Source organism: Sphingomonas sp. Ag1 (genome assembly GCF_000980895.1).
Taxonomy (GTDB): Bacteria; Pseudomonadota; Alphaproteobacteria; order Sphingomonadales; family Sphingomonadaceae; genus Sphingomonas; species Sphingomonas panaciterrae.
In genome coordinates this window covers 150,410-168,584 of record NZ_LAZX01000094.1, presented here as the reverse complement: position 1 = coordinate 168,584, position 18,175 = coordinate 150,410, and the positions used below count along the sequence as shown (strand labels likewise).

13 protein-coding genes are annotated in these 18,175 nt (G+C 65.8%); 5 read left to right on the top strand and 8 right to left on the bottom strand.

The window, feature by feature from the left end; genetic code table 11:
• Positions 1-37: 37 nt before the first annotated feature.
• Positions 38-1,501 carry a Fe-S cluster assembly protein SufB gene (sufB, locus tag XM50_RS13595; protein WP_046410245.1) on the bottom strand — a complete coding sequence of 488 codons (1,464 nt, stop codon included), beginning with the start codon at positions 1,499-1,501 and terminating at the stop codon, positions 38-40.
• Between the two features lies 1 nt (position 1,502).
• The gene (locus XM50_RS13590; RefSeq protein ID WP_046410243.1) at positions 1,503-1,964 is read right to left on the bottom strand and encodes an SUF system Fe-S cluster assembly regulator; all 462 of its coding nucleotides are present in this window, start codon (positions 1,962-1,964) and stop codon (positions 1,503-1,505) included.
• A gap of 155 nt (positions 1,965-2,119) precedes the next feature.
• Here XM50_RS13590 and XM50_RS13585 point away from each other — a divergent pair, with 155 nt between their 5' ends.
• From XM50_RS13585 to XM50_RS13575, 3 genes are read left to right on the top strand one after another with little or no spacing between them, the layout of a single operon-like run.
• A complete protein-coding gene (locus XM50_RS13585; RefSeq protein WP_443024667.1) occupies positions 2,120-3,136 on the top strand; it encodes a quinone-dependent dihydroorotate dehydrogenase in 1,017 nt (338 codons plus the stop codon).
• A 32-nt stretch (positions 3,137-3,168) separates the two neighbouring features.
• A complete protein-coding gene (locus tag XM50_RS13580) occupies positions 3,169-4,893 on the top strand; it encodes a gamma-glutamyltransferase family protein (protein ID WP_052742576.1) in 1,725 nt (574 codons plus the stop codon).
• A 39-nt stretch (positions 4,894-4,932) separates the two neighbouring features.
• A complete protein-coding gene (locus XM50_RS13575) occupies positions 4,933-6,720 on the top strand; it encodes an AMP-dependent synthetase/ligase (RefSeq protein WP_046410240.1) in 1,788 nt (595 codons plus the stop codon).
• Between the two features lie 90 nt (positions 6,721-6,810).
• On the opposite strand, the gene XM50_RS13570 is transcribed toward XM50_RS13575, so the two are convergent.
• Positions 6,811-7,839 (bottom strand): aspartate-semialdehyde dehydrogenase, encoded by a 1,029-nt coding sequence (locus tag XM50_RS13570; protein WP_046410238.1) that lies wholly within the window; start codon positions 7,837-7,839, stop codon positions 6,811-6,813.
• A gap of 67 nt (positions 7,840-7,906) precedes the next feature.
• Entirely contained in the window at positions 7,907-10,135 is a 2,229-nt protein-coding gene (locus XM50_RS13565) for a S9 family peptidase (RefSeq protein ID WP_046410237.1), read from the bottom strand.
• 111 nt (positions 10,136-10,246) lie between these two features.
• Here XM50_RS13565 and XM50_RS13560 point away from each other — a divergent pair, with 111 nt between their 5' ends.
• Positions 10,247-11,275, top strand: coding sequence for a potassium channel family protein (locus XM50_RS13560; RefSeq protein WP_046410235.1), 1,029 nt, complete (start codon positions 10,247-10,249; stop codon positions 11,273-11,275).
• Between the two features lie 100 nt (positions 11,276-11,375).
• Here the strand turns inward: XM50_RS13560 and rplS are convergent, their stop codons facing one another.
• Genes rplS through XM50_RS13545 form a run of 3 tightly spaced genes read right to left on the bottom strand, consistent with a single transcriptional unit; the run spans position 11,376 to position 14,027 of the window.
• On the bottom strand, positions 11,376-11,765 hold the full coding sequence (gene rplS, locus XM50_RS13555) for a 50S ribosomal protein L19 (RefSeq protein WP_046410233.1): 390 nt from the start codon (positions 11,763-11,765) through the stop codon (positions 11,376-11,378).
• A gap of 1 nt (position 11,766) precedes the next feature.
• Positions 11,767-12,498, bottom strand: a complete 732-nt coding sequence (gene trmD, locus XM50_RS13550; protein ID WP_046410232.1) for a tRNA (guanosine(37)-N1)-methyltransferase TrmD — start codon at positions 12,496-12,498, stop codon at positions 11,767-11,769.
• Positions 12,495-14,027 carry a serine hydrolase domain-containing protein gene (locus XM50_RS13545; RefSeq protein WP_231621981.1) on the bottom strand — a complete coding sequence of 511 codons (1,533 nt, stop codon included), beginning with the start codon at positions 14,025-14,027 and terminating at the stop codon, positions 12,495-12,497. The genes trmD and XM50_RS13545 overlap by 4 nt, the downstream gene beginning before the upstream one ends.
• Before the next feature lie 100 nt (positions 14,028-14,127).
• On the opposite strand from XM50_RS13545, the gene XM50_RS13540 reads away from it, so the two are divergent.
• Positions 14,128-15,033, top strand: coding sequence for an NAD(P)/FAD-dependent oxidoreductase (locus tag XM50_RS13540; RefSeq protein ID WP_046410230.1), 906 nt, complete (start codon positions 14,128-14,130; stop codon positions 15,031-15,033).
• A 44-nt stretch (positions 15,034-15,077) separates the two neighbouring features.
• On the opposite strand, the gene XM50_RS13535 is transcribed toward XM50_RS13540, so the two are convergent.
• The gene (locus XM50_RS13535) at positions 15,078-18,017 is read right to left on the bottom strand and encodes a M16 family metallopeptidase (protein WP_046410229.1); all 2,940 of its coding nucleotides are present in this window, start codon (positions 18,015-18,017) and stop codon (positions 15,078-15,080) included.
• Positions 18,018-18,175: the final 158 nt, after the last annotated feature.

The following is an 18,175-nucleotide window of genomic DNA, read 5'->3' as shown; positions in this document are numbered from 1 at the left end:
GCGGCCGACCCGAAAAGGTAAGTGACGGAACAGTTGGTCATCCGACGGAGCCTTCTAGGCTGATCCCGAGCAGTTTTTGCGCTTCCACCGCAAACTCCATCGGCAACTGCTGCAGCACCTCGCGGGCGAAGCCGTTGACGATCAGCGCCACGGCCGCCTCGCTGTCGAGGCCGCGCGACATCGCATAGAACATCTGGTCTTCGCTGATCTTAGAGGTGGTTGCCTCATGCTCGATCTGCGCGCTCGGGTTGCGAACCTCGATATACGGGATCGTATGTGCCCCGCACTGGTCGCCCAGAAGCAGGCTGTCACACTGCGTGAAGTTGCGCACGCCCTCTGCCGTCGGCGCGACCCGCACCAGCCCGCGATAGGTGTTGTCCGACCGCCCGGCGCTGATGCCCTTCGACACGATGGTCGAGCGGGTGTTCTTGCCTAGGTGGATCATCTTGGTGCCGGTATCCGCCTGCTGGCGATTGTTGGTCACCGCGACGGAATAGAACTCGCCCACGCTGCCATCGCCCAGCAGCACGCAAGACGGGTATTTCCATGTCACCGAAGAGCCGGTCTCGACCTGCGTCCACGATACCTTGCTGTTCTTGCCCTGGCAGAGCGCGCGCTTAGTGACAAAATTGTAGATGCCGCCGACGCCGTTCTCGTCGCCCGGATACCAGTTCTGTACCGTCGAATATTTGATCTCGGCATCGTCGAGCGCGACCAGTTCCACCACCGCGGCGTGCAACTGGTTCTCGTCGCGCATCGGGGCAGTGCAGCCCTCGAGGTACGACACGTAGGCGCCCTTGTCGGCGACGATCAGCGTGCGCTCGAACTGGCCAGTATTCTCCGCATTGATGCGGAAATAGGTGCTGAGCTCCATCGGGCAGCGCACGCCCTCCGGGATGTAGACGAACGTCCCGTCCGAGAAGACCGCGCTGTTGAGCGTGGCGAAATAATTGTCGTGCTGCGGCACGACCTTGCCGAGCCACTTCTTCACCAGATCGGGATATTCCCGGATCGCCTCCGAAATCGACAGGAAGATGACGCCGGCAGCCTTCAGCTCCTCGCGGAACGTGGTGGCGACCGAGACGCTGTCGAACACGGCATCCACGGCGACCTTGCGCGCGCCCTCGACCCCGGCGAGCACTTCCTGCTCGGCAATCGGGATGCCCAGCTTCTCATAGGTGCGGCGGATTTCCGGATCGAGCTCGTCCAAAGACGCAATCGTCTTCTTCTGCTTCGGCTCCGCGTAATAATAAGCGTCCTGATAGTCGATCGGCGGGATGTTGAGCTTCGCCCAATCCGGCGATTCCATCGTCAGCCATTTGCGGAACGCCTTCAGCCGCCAGTCGAGCATCCACTCGGGCTCACCCTTCTTGGCGGAGATGTAGCGAACGGTGTCTTCGTTCAGCCCCTTGGGCGCGAAGTCCTGCTCCACCTCGGTGGCGAAGCCCCATTCGTACTTCTTGGATACCGCGGCGAGCGCCTCGGCGTTCTTGGTGGCCATGTCAGGCGTCCACTTTCATTTCGGTCATGGCGCGTCCCTCGGATGGGACGAGCGGCGTGGTGGCGGCGAGTTGGGTGAGCGTGATGCCGGCAAGCGCGCCGCGCACCGCATTGTTCACAACCGCCCAATGCGGCTTCACGCGGCAACTGCCGTCGAGCACGCAATCATGCTGCGCCGTATCGACGCAGGTGGTGAGCGCGATCGGCCCCTCCACCGCCTCGATGATATCGGCCAGCGTGATCGCCGCCGGGGGCCGCGACAGGCGGAAGCCGCCACCCGTGCCGCGCGTGCTTTCAATCAGTCCGGCGGACGAGAGCCGGCTCACCAGCTTCTGCGCGGTCGGCAGCGGCACGCCCGTCTCCTGCGCGAGGCTGGTCGCATTGACGCGCGCCAGCCCGCCGCAATGGCGCGCCGCGGCCGTCATCATGACGACGGCATAATCGGCAAGGCTGGACAGACGCATATTGCGAGCGGTTCTCAAATCAGACTAAATCGTTCTGATTGCCAGATGGGCTTCCGTGAAGCGGAAATCAACCGGCGATTTTGCACCCGCGAAGAGCATTCACGCCCTTGATCTCGCGGGTGGTTCGGGGGCACCGCCCGGCCATGAGCTTTCCGATGCGCCCCGCCCTGTTCGCCCTCGACGCCGAACGCGCCCATCGCCTGACCATACGGTCTCTCGCGCTGTGGGGCCGGCTGGGCGCGCCCGGCGGCCGATCCGTATCCGATAACAGGCTGGCGACCCGCGTGGCGGGGCTGGATTTCGCCAACCCGCTCGGCCTCGCGGCCGGCGTGGACAAGGATGGCGAGGCGGTGACGGGGCTCCACGCGCTCGGCTTCGGCGCGGTCGAGGTCGGCACGCTCACCCCTCTGCCCCAGCCCGGCAACCCAAAGCCCCGCCTCTTCCGCCTGGTGGAGGATGAGGCCGTGATCAACCGAATGGGTTTCAACAACGGCGGGCTCGATGCCGCGCTGAAGCGCTTGCCGGCGCGGCGTGCTGGCGTGCTCGGCCTCAATGTCGGCGCCAACAAGGACGCTGCGGATCGCGTCGCCGATTATGTGGCCGGCGTCTCGGCCGCGGCGCGCGTTGCCGATTATGTCACGATCAACGTCAGTTCGCCCAACACCCCCGGGCTGCGCGATCTCCAGCATGGCAGCGCGCTGCGCGACCTCCTCGCCGCGACCCGCGCCGCCGCCGGCACTCTCCCCCTCTTCCTCAAGGTCGCGCCTGATCTCGACCATGCTGCAATCGACGACATTGCCGCCGCGGTCATCGACCACCGGCTCGATGCGCTCATCATCGGCAACACCACCATCTCGCGCCCCGCGCTGGCCTCGCCGAACGCCGGGGAAGCGGGCGGCCTGTCGGGTGCCCCACTGGCTGCGCTCGCGCGTCAGAAGCTCGCCGAGTTCCGCACCGCCACGGGAGGCGCCATCCCGCTCATCGCCGTCGGCGGCATCGGCAGCGGGGCCGAGGCCTATGCCCGTATTCGCGCCGGCGCGAGCCTCGTGCAGCTCTACAGCGCGATGGTCTATGCCGGTCCCGGCCTGCCGGTGCGGATCCTCAAAGACCTCGCCGCGCTGCTCGGGCGCGATGGCTATGGCTCGATAACCGAGGCTGTCGGCGCCGGTTGACGCCGCCGCCGCCGCCGATAGGGTCGCGCGCCATGAAGAAAATGCTGGCGCTTGCTGCGCTGATCGCTCCCGTTCCCGCGCTCGCTCAGGGAATGGTGACCTCCGCCGATCCCCGTGCGACCGAAGCCGGAAGGGAGATCCTGCGGGCCGGTGGCTCGGCCTCTGACGCTGCCCTCGCCATGATGCTCGCGCTGACCGTGGTTGAGCCGCAGTCGAGCGGTATCGGCGGCGGTGGCTTCCTGCTGCACCAATCGGCCAAAGGACAGCTGGAGACGATCGACGGGCGCGAAAAGGCGCCGATGGCGGCCACGCCCGATCGGTTCCTCGGCCCCGACGGCAAGCCGATCCCATTCGTTCAGGCATTCCCGGGCGGTAAGTCCGTGGGCGTGCCCGGCAACATTCGCCTGGCGGCGCTCGCCAGCAAGAAATGGGGCAAGCTGCCGTGGAAGGCGCTGTTTGCACCCGCGATCCGGCTCGCCGAGAACGGCTATACCGTGACCCGCCCGATGGCTGCCGCCAGCACCAATCTCACGCCGATGTGGAGTGGTGGCAGCACCGCTGTTGCCGGGCCGGAGGGTGGCACCTCCACCGGCGTCGCTGATTCAACCGGCCGCTTCCCGCAGATCGCCGCCATGTATTCGCGCAACGGCAAGCCGCTAGCGGAGGGCGAGACGATCAAGAATCCGACGCTCGCCAAGCTGCTGCGAAAAATCGCGGCGGAAGGCCCCGACGCCTTCTATACTGGCGAGAATGCCAAGGCGCTGCTGACCGCGGTGACCACCTCGAAGGTCGCGCCCGGCGACATGACTGCCGCCGATCTTACCGCCTATGAGGCAAAGGAACGCGCCCCGGTGTGCGGCACCTATCGCAGCTACAAGGTGTGCGGGATGGGCCCACCCTCGTCGGGCGCCACCACGGTGCTTCAGATCCTGGGCATGCTGGAACGCTTCGATCTGGCGAAGCTGGGCAAGGATTCGCCCGAATCCTGGCACCTGATCGCTGAGGCGATGCAGCTCGCCTATGCGGATCGTGAGAAATACCTCGGCGACGCCGACTTCGTCGACGTGCCGGTCGCTGGCCTGATCGACAAAGGCTATATCGCACAGCGTTCCGGGTTGATCTCGCCGGCGCGCGCGCTCGGCCGCTACGAGCCGGGCACGCCGCCGGGTGCCCAGTCGCGGACCCCGGGCAGCCAGCCCAACGAACATGGCACGACCCATTTCATCGCCGTCGACGGCAAGGGCGATGTCGCGACGATGACCTCGACGATCGAAATGCCTTTTGGCAGTCAGCTGATGGCGAACGGCTTCGTTCTGAACAACGAGCTTACCGACTTCAGTCTCGCGCCTGAAAAGGACGGCGCCCCCGTCGCCAACCGCGTGGAACCGGGCAAGCGGCCGCTGTCGTCCATGTCGCCGACGATCGTCTATGACCAGAGCGGCGCGCCCGTGTTCACCGTGGGCGCCGCCGGCGGCAAGACGATCATCATGCAGGTCGCCAAGGCGATCATCGCGCATTTCGACTGGAAACTGCCGGCGCGCGATGCGCTGGGTCTGGGCCTCGTTTTCTTCAACAACGACGGAATCGTGCTCGAACAGGGCACAATTCTCGCGCCGATGAAGCCGGCGCTGGAGGCTAAGGGCCACAAGGTGTCGGTCGCCCGCCTGGGGCTGAAAGCCAATGCCGCGGAAAGGACGGCGTCCGGCTGGGTCGGCGCGGCCGATCCGCGCGGGGTTGGCAATGCGCTTAGCGAATAGCTAGCGGGGGCGTAAGGAACGGCGAGGAAGAGGATCCCAATGCGCCAGCTTGAGCATTTCCCCAATCTCGTCACGATGTTCTTCACGCGCGCTGCCGAGCTAGGCGACGCCCCCTTTCTCTGGGCAAAGCACAGCGGCAGCTGGCAGGCGATCTCGTGGAGGCAGGCCGCCGAACAGGTCGCCAGCCTCGCGACCGCACTCAAGTCGCTCGGCTTGAAACCGGGTGAGCGCGTGATGCTGGTCAGTGAGAACCGGCCGGAATGGTGCATTAGCGATCTCGGCATCATGGCCGCCGGCTGCATCACCGTGCCCACCTACACGACCAACACCGAACGCGATCATGCCCATGTGATCGAGAATTCCGGCGCGCGGGCCGTGATCGTGTCGAACCAGAAGCTCGCCGACACCCTGTTAAAGGCGGTGCTGCGCACCACGCATGTCGAAACCGTCATCGCGCTGGACCATCTGCGGCCGCGCCCGCTGGGCGTCCGCAGTTGCCACTGGGCGGACCTGATCGAGGAGCATCGCGCGGATCCCGACATCGTCGCCGCTCAGGCGAATTTCACCCGCGCCGACACCGCCTGCATCATCTACACCTCCGGCACCGGCGGCGCCCCGCGCGGCGTGATGCAGCATCATGGCGCGATCCTGCACAACATCGCCGGTTGCGCGGATGTCATCTCGGAGGATCTCGGCTGGGGGGACGAGGTGTTCCTGTCGTTCCTGCCGCTCAGCCACGCTTATGAACATACCGGCGGGCAGATGCTGCCGATCGCGATGGGCGGCCAGATCTATTACGCCGAAAGCCTGGAGAAACTTGCCGCCAACATGGAGGAGGTGAGCCCGACGATCATGTTCGTCGTGCCACGATTGTTTGAGGTGCTGCGCGCCCGGATCACCCGCGCCATCGAGAAGCAGGGCGGCATGTCGCAGCGGTTGCTGAACGCTGCGCTGGAGATCGGCGCGCGGCGCGCCGCGGGCACCCTGCGGCTGCGTGATCGCCCGACGGCGCTGATCGTCGATCGCATCTTCAAGCCGCGCATTGCGGCCAAGTTCGGCGGCCGTATGAAGGCGATGGTCTCGGGCGGGGCGCCCCTGACGCCAGAGGTCGGCATCTTCTTCCAGTCGCTCGGCGTCACCTTCCTGCAAGGCTATGGCCAGACGGAGGCCGGCCCGGTCGTCTCCTGCAACAGGCCCAAGGTCGGCGTCACGGTCGACAGTGTCGGCCCACCCCTACCCCATACCGAAGTGCGCATCGCCGAGGACGGCGAGATCCTGGTCCGCGGCGAACTGGTGATGCACGGCTATTGGCGCAACCCGACCGAGACCGAGCGGGTGCTCCGGGACGGCTGGCTGCATACCGGCGACATCGGCGTCATCGACGAAGCCGGGCGCATCAAGATCACGGACCGGAAGAAGGACCTGATCATCAACGACAAGGGCGACAATATCGCCCCGCAAAAGGTCGAAGGGATGCTGACCCTTCAACCGGAGATCATGCAGGCGATGATCGCGGGCGATCGCAAGCCGCACATGGTGGCGGTGATCGTGCCAGATCCTGAATGGATGCAGGAATTCTGCGCAACGACCAATACGCGCTGCAACCTGCCCTCGCTCTCCAAGGATCCGGATTTCCGCGCGCTCGTCGGCGCAGCGGTGGAGCGGACCAACAAGGAGCTCTCGGTCATCGAACGCGTGCGGCGCTTCATCATCGCGGATGAGCCGTTCAGCATCGAGAACGAACAGCTGACGCCCAGCCTGAAGATCCGCCGCCACATCCTGCGCCAGGTCTATGGCGAGCGGCTGGACGCACTTTACAAGGGCTGATCAAGCAACAGCCGCTCCGCTGTCCGGCTGCCGAAGCAGCAGGGCTGCTGATTGGTCGCCCCGCCCCGTGGAACGGGGCAACCAACGGGATCAGGCAGCCTTCTTCAGATGCCGCCGGCCGAGCAGCTCGGCGATCTGCACCGCGTTCAGCGCCGCGCCCTTGCGCAGGTTGTCGCTGACACACCACAGCGCAAGGCCATTTTCCACCGTCGAATCGTCGCGCACGCGGCTGATATAGGTGGCATATTCACCGACGCATTCGATCGGGGTGACGTATCCACCGTCCTCACGCTTGTCGACGAGCATGACGCCCGGTGCCTCGCGCAGGATGCGCTGCGCGTCCTCGGCCGACAGCTCCTTCTCGAACTCGATGTTGATCGCTTCCGAATGGCCGACGAACACCGGCACGCGCACGCAGGTAGCGGTTACCTTGATCTTCGGATCCATGATCTTCTTGGTCTCGACCACCATCTTCCACTCTTCCTTGGTGGAGCCATCCTCGAGGAAGCTGTCGATGTGCGGAATGACGTTGAAGGCGATCTGCTTGGTAAACTTCTTGGGCTCCGCCTGGTCCCCGACGAAGATGTTGCGGCTCTGCTCGAACAGCTCGTCCATGCCCTGCTTGCCCGCACCCGACACCGACTGGTAGGTCGCGACCACCACGCGCTTGATCGTCGCGGCATCGTGCAGCGGCTTCAGCGCGACGACCATCTGCGCGGTCGAGCAATTCGGGTTGGCGATGATGTTCTTCGCGCGATAGCCGTCGATTGCCTCCGGGTTCACCTCCGGCACGATTAACGGCACGTCCGGGTCCATCCGATACAGCGACGAATTGTCGATCACCGTGCAGCCCGCCGCAGCGAATTTGGGGGCATAAACCTTGGTCGCCTCGCTGCCGATCGCGAACAGCGCCATGTCCCAGCCGGTCGGATCGAAATGCTCGATGTTCTGCACCTTGAGCATCTTGCCGGTGTCGCCAAATTCGATCTGCTCGCCGACGGAGCGCGATGACGCCAGCAGCGCCACCTCATCCGCCGGAAACTCGCGGTCGGCGAGGATGTTGACCATCTCTCGTCCCACATTGCCAGTCGCCCCAGCAACAACCACCCGGTAACCCATTACAACCGTCCTTCATTCACGTCGGCGGGCGCCTTACGCCCGCGCGACACATTGTGCCAACGAAGCTTTACTTCACGCCACTTTTCTTCACGTGGCGATCAAGGAAGTCGAGCATCGTCGTCCAGGGATGGATCTCCCGCGCCGCGCCATGCGCCTTGCCGGGATACAGCATCATCTCGAACGGGCGGTTCGCCGCCTGCATCTTCGCCGCAAACGCCGTGGCGTTGTCGAGGAAGACATTGTCATCCGCCATGCCGTGCATCAGCAGCAACGGATCGCTGATCCGCGTCGCGTCAGGCAAGGCGCTCGCCGCGGTATAGGCCGCCGCATCGCGCGTCGGATCACCCATATAGCGCTCGGTATAATGCGTGTCATATAACGCCCAATCGGTGACCGGCGCACCGGAGATGCCCGCCGCGAACACGCCAGGGTGCTGCTCCATCATCTTCAGCGTCAGATAGCCGCCATAGGACCAACCATAGATGGCGATCTTCGCCGGATCGACAAACGGAAGCGTCTTCAGATAGGCCGCGCCGGCGAGCTGATCGTCCACCTCCACGCTTCCCATAGCGTGCCAGATCGCATCCTCGAACTTCTTGCCGCGGTTGTCGGAGCCGCGATTGTCGATCTGGAACACGATCCAGCCCTGCTGCACCAGGAACTGGCGCAGCGGCATATTGCCCGGCCAGTCGCGTGAGACATCCTGGCTGCCCGGTCCGCCGTAATGCATGAAGAAGACCGGATAGCGCTTCCCCTTTTGCAGCGCCGGGGTGATCATCTGCCAGTGCAGCGTCGTGCCGTCATCGGCCTTGATCTTGCCGAACTGCGTCGGACGATGCAGCGGCAGATACGGCGCATAGGGATGGTCCCCCGTCACCGCATTCTCGTTGATCCAGGCGATCCGCTTGCCGTTTGCGTCCGCCAGATACGTCTGGCGCGGCTGCGTGGGATTGGAGCGGCTGATGATGAAGCGCGTGCCGGTGCTGTCGGCCGTGGCGCCGCTCAGGGTCCAGCCCGGCTCGGTCAGCCGGATGATCGCACCCGGCGCAGTCATGTTCACCGAATACAAATGCCGTTCCAGCACGCCGTCGCGATTGCCGGTGAACACAAGGCGACCGGATGCCTCGTCCACAGCCACCAGCGCATCGACCACCCAGTCGCCGGAGGTCAGCTGAGTCCACTTGCCATCCTTCCAGCGGTACAGATGGCCGAAGCCGTCCCGTTCCGAGCGCCAGATGAGGCTGCCGTCCTTCAGCGGGCGGTAGGCATCGGACAGATTGACCCAGCTCTTCTCGCCCGACCGCTCGGTGAACATCAAGCGCGACTGGCCGGTCGCGGGATCGACCACCAGCATGTCCAGCGTCCTTTGGTCACGCGACTGGCGCTGGACCAGCAGCGCCGACCCGTCCGGCGTCCAGTCGACCCGCGCCAGGTAGATGTCGCGGTCCGGCCCCAGATCCACCTTCACCTGCCCCGAACCATCAGGCTTCATGATGAACAGATCCACCAGCACGTTTGGCGTGCCGGCCGCGGGATAACGCTGTTCGTAGATGCTGGTTCCCGTCGCGCCGATCGAGGCGCGGGTGAAGACGCGCACCGGTGCCTCGTCGAACCGCTCCACCGCGATCAGCCGGTCGTCGGGCGACCACCAATAGCCGGTGCGACGATGCATTTCCTCCTGCGCGACGAACTCCGCCTCACCGAAGTGAACCGTGCCGCCGCCCTCGGTGGTGATGGCGCGCGCAACGCCATTTGCGTCCCCGACCCACAGGTTCTGGTCACGCACGAAGCTGACGAAACCGCCCCGCGGCGACACGACCGGGTTCAGCGCCCCCTTGGATCCGTCCAGCTTGCGCACGTTGCCGTCCAGCGTCGCGACGAACAGCTCGCCATCCACCGGCACCAGGATCGACTTCCCGTCGGGCGCCCAGCCGTAATCGAGGATGCCGGTCTTGCCCGTCTTGGAGCGATCCCGCTCGCGCTGCATCTTCTCGGCCTCGGACAATTCCGCGCCGCTGCCGATCCGCTTCGAATCGACCAGCATCCGCCACTGGCCCGTGCGCGTATCCATCGCCCACAGGTCGAAGCGGTTTCGCTCATCCTCGCGGGGCCGCACCGACGTCAGCAGCGTACCGTCGGGCGACAGGCGCAGCGCCTGCGGTTGCCCGCCACCCAGGTCGGGGCTGGCAAAGACCCGCTCCAACGTCAGCGGCGAGCCCTTCTTCACCGGCTGACCCACGGCGGTCGCCGCATACAATGCCAGTCCCACGCCAGCCGCCGCCATCCATATCCGCATTCATTCTTCCCGCTCGATTGTTCCCAGCGGGTTAGCCGCCCGCGCCGCGCAGCGCAAAGTCCGTAGCGCCCTCACTGGCTAAGCCACTGCCGCTTGCTCTACAGCCATGTCATGCGTCTGAAGAATCGCGACGAGGAGCTTCACCTGCGTCGACGCAGCGGCCTGCCCGATTGGGCGAGCCTGGGTCTGCGTATCCTGCTCGCGTTTCTGCTCGTCGGCATCGCACTCGTCGGCCACTGGCTCGATCGCGAGGGCCTGCGCGACAATATCGACGGCCACATCAGCTTCATCGACCTTCTGTATTTCACCATGATCACGGTGACGACGGTTGGCTATGGCGATATCGTTCCGGTGACCAACAGCGCTCGGCTGTTCGACACCTTCGTCGTCACGCCGATCCGCCTGTTCGTATGGTTGATCTTCCTGGGGACGGCCTATGACTTCCTTCTTCGGCGCACATGGTATCGGTGGCGCATGAAGGTCATCCAGCGCCGACTCACCGGCCATGTCGTCATCGCCGGCTACGGCACGAGCGGAACGGAGGCGCTGCGCGAACTGCAGCGGCGCGGATGCGATCCGGCGAACATCGTCGTCATCGACCGTGACGAGCGCGCGCTGGCCGACGCCGAACAATGCGGCGCTGTCGTCCTTGATGGTGATGCCACCCGCGACAAGACGCTGGAGATCGCCCACGTGGCGCAGGCGTCGACCCTCATGGTCTCGGCCGGGCGGGACGACACCACAATCCTGATCGTGCTGACCGCACGCCGTTTGTCGGAAAATGTCCGCATCAGCGCGGTGGTCCGGTCCGACGACAATGAGCCGCTCGCGCGGCAGGCGGGCGCGGATGTCGTGATCAATCCGGCGAGCTTCGCCGGGCTGCTCCTCGCGGGCTCCACCAACGGGCCGCATGTGGCGGAATATCTGACCGACCTCGCCGCCGCGCATGGCCGGGTTGCGCTGCGCGAGCGGGACGCGACGCCCGAGGACGTCGGGCGACCGCTGAGCGCCCTCACGACGGGCCTTGGCGTTCGCATGTTTCGCAACGGCGAATGCATCGGTTTCGACCAGCGCGAGGCGGAGAACATACAGCTTGGCGACCGGATCGTGGAGATCGTTCGCGGGACAGGGCAGAGCTGAGTTAGAGTGCACGGCCGCCCTGCCCTCCGGCGGCCGCTCCAACAAAAAAGGCGCCGGCAGATTGGCTGCCGACGCCTTCCTTGAACGTGTTCCGAACCGCTTATTCGGCGGCTTCGGCCTTCGCCGGACGATTGTCGCGACGCTCGGCGATACGCGCCGACTTACCCGTACGACCACGCAGGTAGTACAGCTTCGCACGACGCACGGCGCCCTTGCGGACCACCTCGATCGAATCGATGTTCGGCGAGTAGAGCGGGAAGACGCGCTCGACGCCCTCACCGAAGGAGATCTTGCGAACGGTGAACGAGGAACCCATGCCCTTGTTCGACCGCGCGATGCACACGCCTTCGTAGTTCTGGACGCGGGTACGCTCACCCTCGACCACCTTCACGCCGACCTTCAGCGTATCGCCAGGGCGGAATTCCGGGATCTTCTTGTTCGCGGTCAGCTTCGCGATCTGCTCGGCCTCGAGCTGCTGGATCAGGTTCATCTCAACTTTTTCCCACATCGTCGCCGCGCGCCAGAGGGCGGTTGACCCGAGCACCGACGTGGCGCTCCCACAGGTCCGGCCGCCGTAGCCGTGTATCTTCCTCCGCCCGGCGCTGGCGCCAAGCGGCAATTTTCGCATGATCCCCCGATCGCAGCACTTCAGGGATCGTGCGCCCTTCCCATTCAACAGGTCGGGTATAATGCGGATATTCGAGCAGGCCACTTTCGTGGCTTTCCTCGACCCCGCTTGAAGCGGCGCCCATTACGCCGGGAAGCAGCCGAACGCAAGCATCCAGCAGCACCAGCGCCGCCGTCTCACCGCCGGAGAGGACATAGTCGCCGATCGACACTTCCTCTATCTCGCGGCCTTCAAACAGGCGTTCGTCAAACCCCTCGAACCGCCCGCACAGCACCACGGCGCCCGGCCCCGCCGCCAGCTCGCGCACGCGCGCCTGGGTCAGCGGCTTGCCGCGCGGGGTCATCGCCAGCACCGGCCGCCCCTGCCCCTGCGCGTCGACCGCAGCGGCCAGGATGTCGACCCGCAGCACCATGCCAGCGCCACCCCCCGCCGGCGTATCGTCGACGGTGCGATGGCGATCGGTGGTGAAATCCCGGATGTTGACGGCGTCGAGCGACCATCGCCCCTCCGCCAGCGCCCGGCCGGCAATGGCAAAGCCAAGCGGCCCGGGAAACATCTCGGGATACAGCGTCAGGACGGTCGCATGAAAGGTCACTTGGCGGCGGTAAAGCTCAACACCTGAAGACTCAACGCCGGTGTCGGCGCGCGCTGTACCCGTCCCGCGACATTGCCGTTGGCGCACGCCCAGGTGAAGGTTCCCTCCATTGCCGAGATCGGCTCGATCGCGGCATCGGTACGACATGCGCCAACCTGCTTCTTCAGCTCGGCAATATCCTTGCGCCGGCGGTTGAGATCACGATCGGGCACGACATTGTTGGCCAGCGGCGCCCGCGCCGGATCCCCGCTGCGCCACACGTCACGCATGATGTCATAGGCCCGCGCCAGATCGGGCGATACCGGCACCGTACGCTCCTCGGCCAGCCCCGCCTGCCGCAGCGCATAGAGCGTCTGCGATACGGGCAGGCCAGGCCCGGCATACGTGCGATTGGCGAAGGCGAACACACCAACGCCAGCATCCGGCAGCAGCATCACGATCGAACCATAGCCGGGGTAGCCGCCCGAATGGGTCACGATGCGCCCCACGTCGCAGTCGTTCACCACCTGCCAGCCCATGCCATAGGCGCTCGCAACCCGGCATGGGCGGCCTGACGCGCCGGGCCGCTCCACCGTGTTGACGAAGTTCGACCCCTCGACGATCTCGCGCACCGTCGCACGCTTGATCGGCCCCTTGTCGGGATCGTCGCGTGCCGGCCACGCCGACAGCAGGAACGCCACCCAGCGCCAGTAATCGTTGGCGGTCGTCTGTACGCCGCCCATCGCACCGAAAGCGCCATCGGCCATGTCCGGCTCACGCACCCAGGCATTGTCCTGCCAGCGATAGCCCAGGGCACGCAGGTCCTGCGGCCCGTTCAGCACGTCATAGCCGGTCGATGTCATGCCCAGCGGGGTCATGATGCTGCTACGGATATAATCCTGATACCGCTGCCCGGAGACGTTGCTGACGATCCGCCCCAGCGTCGCATAGCCAAGGTTGGAATATTCCATGCGCAGACCCGGCGCCTGCGCCAGCGGCACGCCGGCCTTCAGCATCGCGGTGAAGGCGGGCTCCGACAATGGCTGCTGCCGGTCGCCCCAGGGATTATCCTCCACCAACCCCGCCGTATGATGCAGCAGGTCCGCCACCCGCGTCCGCCGGCTGTCAGCGGTTGGATAGCGCCAGTTGCGCAGTTCGGGCACGTATCGCTCCGCCGGCGCGTCGAGCGACACGCGCTCCTCGTCGCGCAGCTTCAGGATCGCCATGGCGGTGAACGCCTTGGACATGGACGCAATGCGGAACCTGCTGTCGGCGGTCACCGGCTTCTTGCTGGCGATATCCTGAACGCCCAGGCCCCGGACCAGCACCAGCTTGCCGTCCTTCACAACGCCATAGACTAGACCCGGCACATGCGCGTTCTTCATCCAGCTGTCGAAGAAGCCCGTGATCTGCGGCTCAATCGCCTCGATCGACGTGGCCGCCGCAGGCTTCGCCTCAGGCGTCGTCGTCGCGGGTACGGCGTTGTTCTGCGCTGCTGCGGCCACTGGCAGCGTCAGGAACAAGGCCGCAGAAAGCGCGCGGATCTTCATCGTCATCCCCCCGGTTAGTTGCCGAAGCGATACCGCACCCCCGCGCCGCGTCAATCGCCGAGCCAGGGAACCAGAAAGCGACCAATGCGCTCGGCAGGCCATGCACGACTGCGTCATCATCGGCGGCGGCCCGGCAGGTCTGACCGCCGCCATCTACCTCTCCCGCTTCCACCTCGACATCGCCCTGTACGACAGCGGCGAGAGCCGGGCCGCGCTGATCCCCTGCACGCACAATCACGCCGGCTTTCCCGGCGGGATCAGCGGCAAGGATCTGCTCGCCCGCATGCGGCAGCAAGCCGCCTCGTTCGGCGTTCGCTCGCACGACTCAAAGGTCACCGCGGTTGAGCCGGTGGACGACCATTTCGTCGTGCGTACAGGGGAAACGACCGTGGAGGCATGCACCGTCCTTCTCGCCACCGGCGTGGTGAACAACCGGCCAAGGATAGAGGCGGCGTTGCACGACGAGGCGCTGCAGCGAGGCCTCCTCCGCTACTGCCCGATCTGCGACGGCTATGAAGTGACCGACAAGCGCGTCGGGGTCATCGGTACCGGCACGCACGGGATGCGCGAGGCGCTGTTCCTCCGCGGCTATACGCGCGATGTCACGCTGATCGCTCCCGATGCCGAACACATGCTCGACGACGCTTGTGCCGATGCGCTGGACGCCGCCGGGGTGACGCGGGTGGATGGTCCGTGCGGCCATTACGCGATCGAGGGCGACCAGCTCGCCTTCGACACCGCCCACGGTCGCCTCCGCTTCGACAGCGTCTATCCGGCGCTTGGCTCACAGATCCGCTCGGAACTTGCGCTGGGTGCCGGCGCACGCGGCACCGACGATGGCTGTATCGTCACCGACGAACATCAGCGCACCACCATTCCCGGCCTCTATGCGGCCGGGGACGTGGTGAAGGGGCTGGATCAGATCAGCCACGCCATGGGTCAGGCCGGCGTGGCAGCAACCACGATCCGCAACGAACTTAGCGAGCGCCGCCCTCTCCGCAGATAAGGAAACGCCGCTTCATTCCCGGGAATGAGACGGCGCCTGTCGCATCACTTCGCTGGCGTTTTCGGCAGCACCTTCAGCGTCCAGTCCTTCTCCGGCCGCAGATATTTGGCGGCGGTTGCCTGCAACGTCTGGGGGGTGATGCCCATGTAATCGCTCACCAGCGTGCGCGCGCCGTTCAGCCGATTGGGGTCATAGGCGCCGCCGTTCACCAGCAGCAGCCAAAACTGGTTCCCCGACGATGCGCGCGCCAGATACTGCATCATCGGCCCGACCGCGCGGCGCAGCTCGTCCTCGCTGACCGGCGTTGACACCAGCTCCGCCGCAATCTCGCGGCTCAGCTTGTAGAACAGGTCGACATTCTCCGGCGCTACCTGGCCGACTGCGATCATACGCCCGCCCGACGTAAGCCCCATCGGCCACTGGCTGACCGCACTGGGGCTGTAGCTCGCGCCGGCCACCGACCGCAGACGATCGAACAGGCGATCACCGAAGATTGCAGACAGGATGTCGAGGCGCCGGCTCTCCGCGATACCCGCGCTGCCGCCACCGGTCGGCCAGGCGATCACCGCCGCCGCCTGCGTGTCCGCGCCCTCATGGGTAAGCGTCACGGGCACGTCATTGTGCGCCGGGAAAGCCGCGCCGGGCGAGAGCGCCGGCGCTTCCGTGCGGGCCTTCAGCGCGCCGAACGTTTTGGCGACGGCGGCAATGGCCTCGTCACCCGTCACGTCGCCGAACACATCGACCTCGATCGGGCCGGTGGCCAGAAGCGGCTCCCACAGCTTGCGGAACCCCTCCGGCGTCAGGGCATCGATCTCCTCGCGCGTCGGCGGGCCCCAGCGCGGATCGCCATTGCGCAACAGCCGCTCCAGATCGCGGGACAGCACACCATCCGGCGACGAATTGAACCCGGCATAGCCCGCCACCGCAGCGGCCTTGGCGCGCAGAACGGGCGCTGCATCCCAGCGCGGCGCCGCCAGCTTGGCCGCCATCAACGCCAGATTGTCGGCATAGTCGCCCGGGGTCGTCATGGCGCTCATGACGAATGCATCGTCAGTGATATCGAAATCTAGCCCCATGCGGCGGCCCGTGGTCAGGGCGTCGAGGTCGCTCTGATTCCACTTGCCGATCCCGCCAGGAATGAGCGCGCTATCCGCCGCCCAGGCCGCCGTCGGCTTGTCAGCTGGGAGCGCACTATATCCGCGGCCAAAGCGGACCCGCAGGTATACGCGACCCGTCTCGGATGCATTCGGGTACATCAGCATCCGCACACCGTTGGAGAAGGTCACCTTCTCGATCCCGGGGTCCGCAATCGTCTCGCGCGCCGTCACGTTGCCCGGCTTGCCCAGCTTCGGCAGGTCCTTGAAATCGACCTTCGACTGACGATCCCGCCGTCCGGCCAGCTTCGACACGTCCGCCGTCAGCGCCGACGCCAGCTTCGCGGCCGCACCGGGGTCCGCCATGCGCGTGTTGACGATGGCGCGCTGCGCGTCGCCCTTGAACACGCGCTGGGTGGACTCAAGCACGCCAGCCGCGGAGAACATCCCCTTCTTCTTGGCGTCGAGGAAGATGTTGTACGATTCCTGCGGCCCGGCCACCGTCTCGCGGATGTCGAGCGCCTGGACCATGTCGTCGGCCTGCTTGGCGCCGGCTTCGACCCGTGCGGTCTCCACCTCATTGCGCATCGCGCCTTCGAACTCTGCGGTCTCGCGGTCGACGTCGGCCTGGCTCGGCGCATTGGCCATCGCGTCGGCAATCACCGCCCGCACGTCCTTCAGCGCCGCTTCCCAATCGTCGCCGATCGGCACGGTGCTGACGAAGGTGCCGTTGGTGGATCGCGCCACATCCTCCAGGTTCACGCTCGCCTGCAGGAAGCTGCCACCGGCGCGTGCGCGATCCTCCAGCCGCCGGTTGATGACCCGCATCGCCACCAGGTCCACCAGCCGCTTCTGGTTGAAGATGATCGTATCGTCCTGATAGGTCCACGGACGCAGCGTGGCGCTGATCACCAGCGGCGGCAGCGACGGCTCGTTGATCGCCGCGGTCGGCGTCGCCTTCGGATCAGGCTTGCCGAAGTCGGGGTCCGCCGGATCAGGGCCAACACCCTTCCAGCCGCCGAAGTTCTTCACCACCAGACGGGCGGCGACTGCCGGGTCGATGTCACCAGAAATGATCACCACCGTCCGCGCAGGGCGATACCAGCGCTGGTGGAATGCTTGCACGCTGGCCGGCGTCGCCGCTTCCAGCGTCTTCACATTGCCGATTGGTGAGCGGTCGGCCAGCGGCTGCCCGGCAAAGAACAAGGCATTGCGCGCGTCCGACAGGCGCACCTGCGGTCCCGGCGCCTCGCGCTGCTCGGCCAGCACCGCCGGCCGCTCGGCGGCCAGCCCCTGCGCATTGATGCCCGGTTCGGACATCATCCCGGCAAAGATCTTGAGACTCTCGTCGAGGTTCGCCTCGGTCGCGGCCGGTAGGTCGAGCTTGTAGACCGTCTGGGTCGGCGTGGTCTGCGCGTTCGAATCCGACCCGAAGGTCGCGCCGAACCGCTGCCACACCCGCTTCGCCTCGCCGTCGGGCACGTATTTGGAGCCGCGGAACGAGAGATGCTCAATTAGATGCGCGTAGCCGCGTTCCTCATCGGTCTCGTTCAGTGATCCGGCATCAATGCGCACCCGCACTGCAACCTGCCCCGGGGGCACGCCATTCTTGCGGACGGCATAACGCAGGCCATTGGGCAGTGCGCCGAAGTTCCACGCCGGGTCGGGCGGAATGTCCGATCCCTTGAACAGCCAGGGCGAGGTGTCGACCCTTACCGTTGCAGGATCGATGATCGTGCCCTGCACAGGCGCGGCAGTGGCCGCCACTGCCCGGCTGGCGGTGGCAGCTGCCTTCTGCGCTGCCTGCTGTCCAATGGCCGGAACGGCCGCCAACGCGACAAGAGAAACAACGGCGAACGGCGCAGCAAGCGCGCGCGAAAATGCGGTCATGCGGCTGCTTCTAGCTTGCCCGACACGCTGCCGCCACACCCCCCGGCGATCTTTCGATCACCCTTTCCTCGCCATGTTTTGGACCTGATCCGCCCCTAGTCGGTCGCCATGAACGTCGTGGCCTGCTGCGCGCACGCCAATATCAGAAGGCGGATAGG

Coding starts and splice junctions, on each gene's coding strand:
- XM50_RS13580 (WP_052742576.1), top strand. CDS start 3,169: ATGAAGAAAATGCTGGCGCTTGCTGCGCTGATCGCTCCCGTTCCCGCG.
- XM50_RS13565 (WP_046410237.1), bottom strand. CDS start 10,135: ATGCGGATATGGATGGCGGCGGCTGGCGTGGGACTGGCATTGTATGCG.
- XM50_RS13575 (WP_046410240.1), top strand. CDS start 4,933: ATGCGCCAGCTTGAGCATTTCCCCAATCTCGTCACGATGTTCTTCACG.
- XM50_RS13570 (WP_046410238.1), bottom strand. CDS start 7,839: ATGGGTTACCGGGTGGTTGTTGCTGGGGCGACTGGCAATGTGGGACGA.
- XM50_RS13535 (WP_046410229.1), bottom strand. CDS start 18,017: ATGACCGCATTTTCGCGCGCGCTTGCTGCGCCGTTCGCCGTTGTTTCT.
- XM50_RS13560 (WP_046410235.1), top strand. CDS start 10,247: ATGCGTCTGAAGAATCGCGACGAGGAGCTTCACCTGCGTCGACGCAGC.
- XM50_RS13585 (WP_443024667.1), top strand. CDS start 2,120: ATGCGCCCCGCCCTGTTCGCCCTCGACGCCGAACGCGCCCATCGCCTG.
- XM50_RS13540 (WP_046410230.1), top strand. CDS start 14,128: ATGCACGACTGCGTCATCATCGGCGGCGGCCCGGCAGGTCTGACCGCC.
- XM50_RS13590 (WP_046410243.1), bottom strand. CDS start 1,964: ATGCGTCTGTCCAGCCTTGCCGATTATGCCGTCGTCATGATGACGGCC.
- XM50_RS13545 (WP_231621981.1), bottom strand. CDS start 14,027: ATGAAGATCCGCGCGCTTTCTGCGGCCTTGTTCCTGACGCTGCCAGTG.
- rplS (WP_046410233.1), bottom strand. CDS start 11,765: ATGAACCTGATCCAGCAGCTCGAGGCCGAGCAGATCGCGAAGCTGACC.
- sufB (WP_046410245.1), bottom strand. CDS start 1,501: ATGGCCACCAAGAACGCCGAGGCGCTCGCCGCGGTATCCAAGAAGTAC.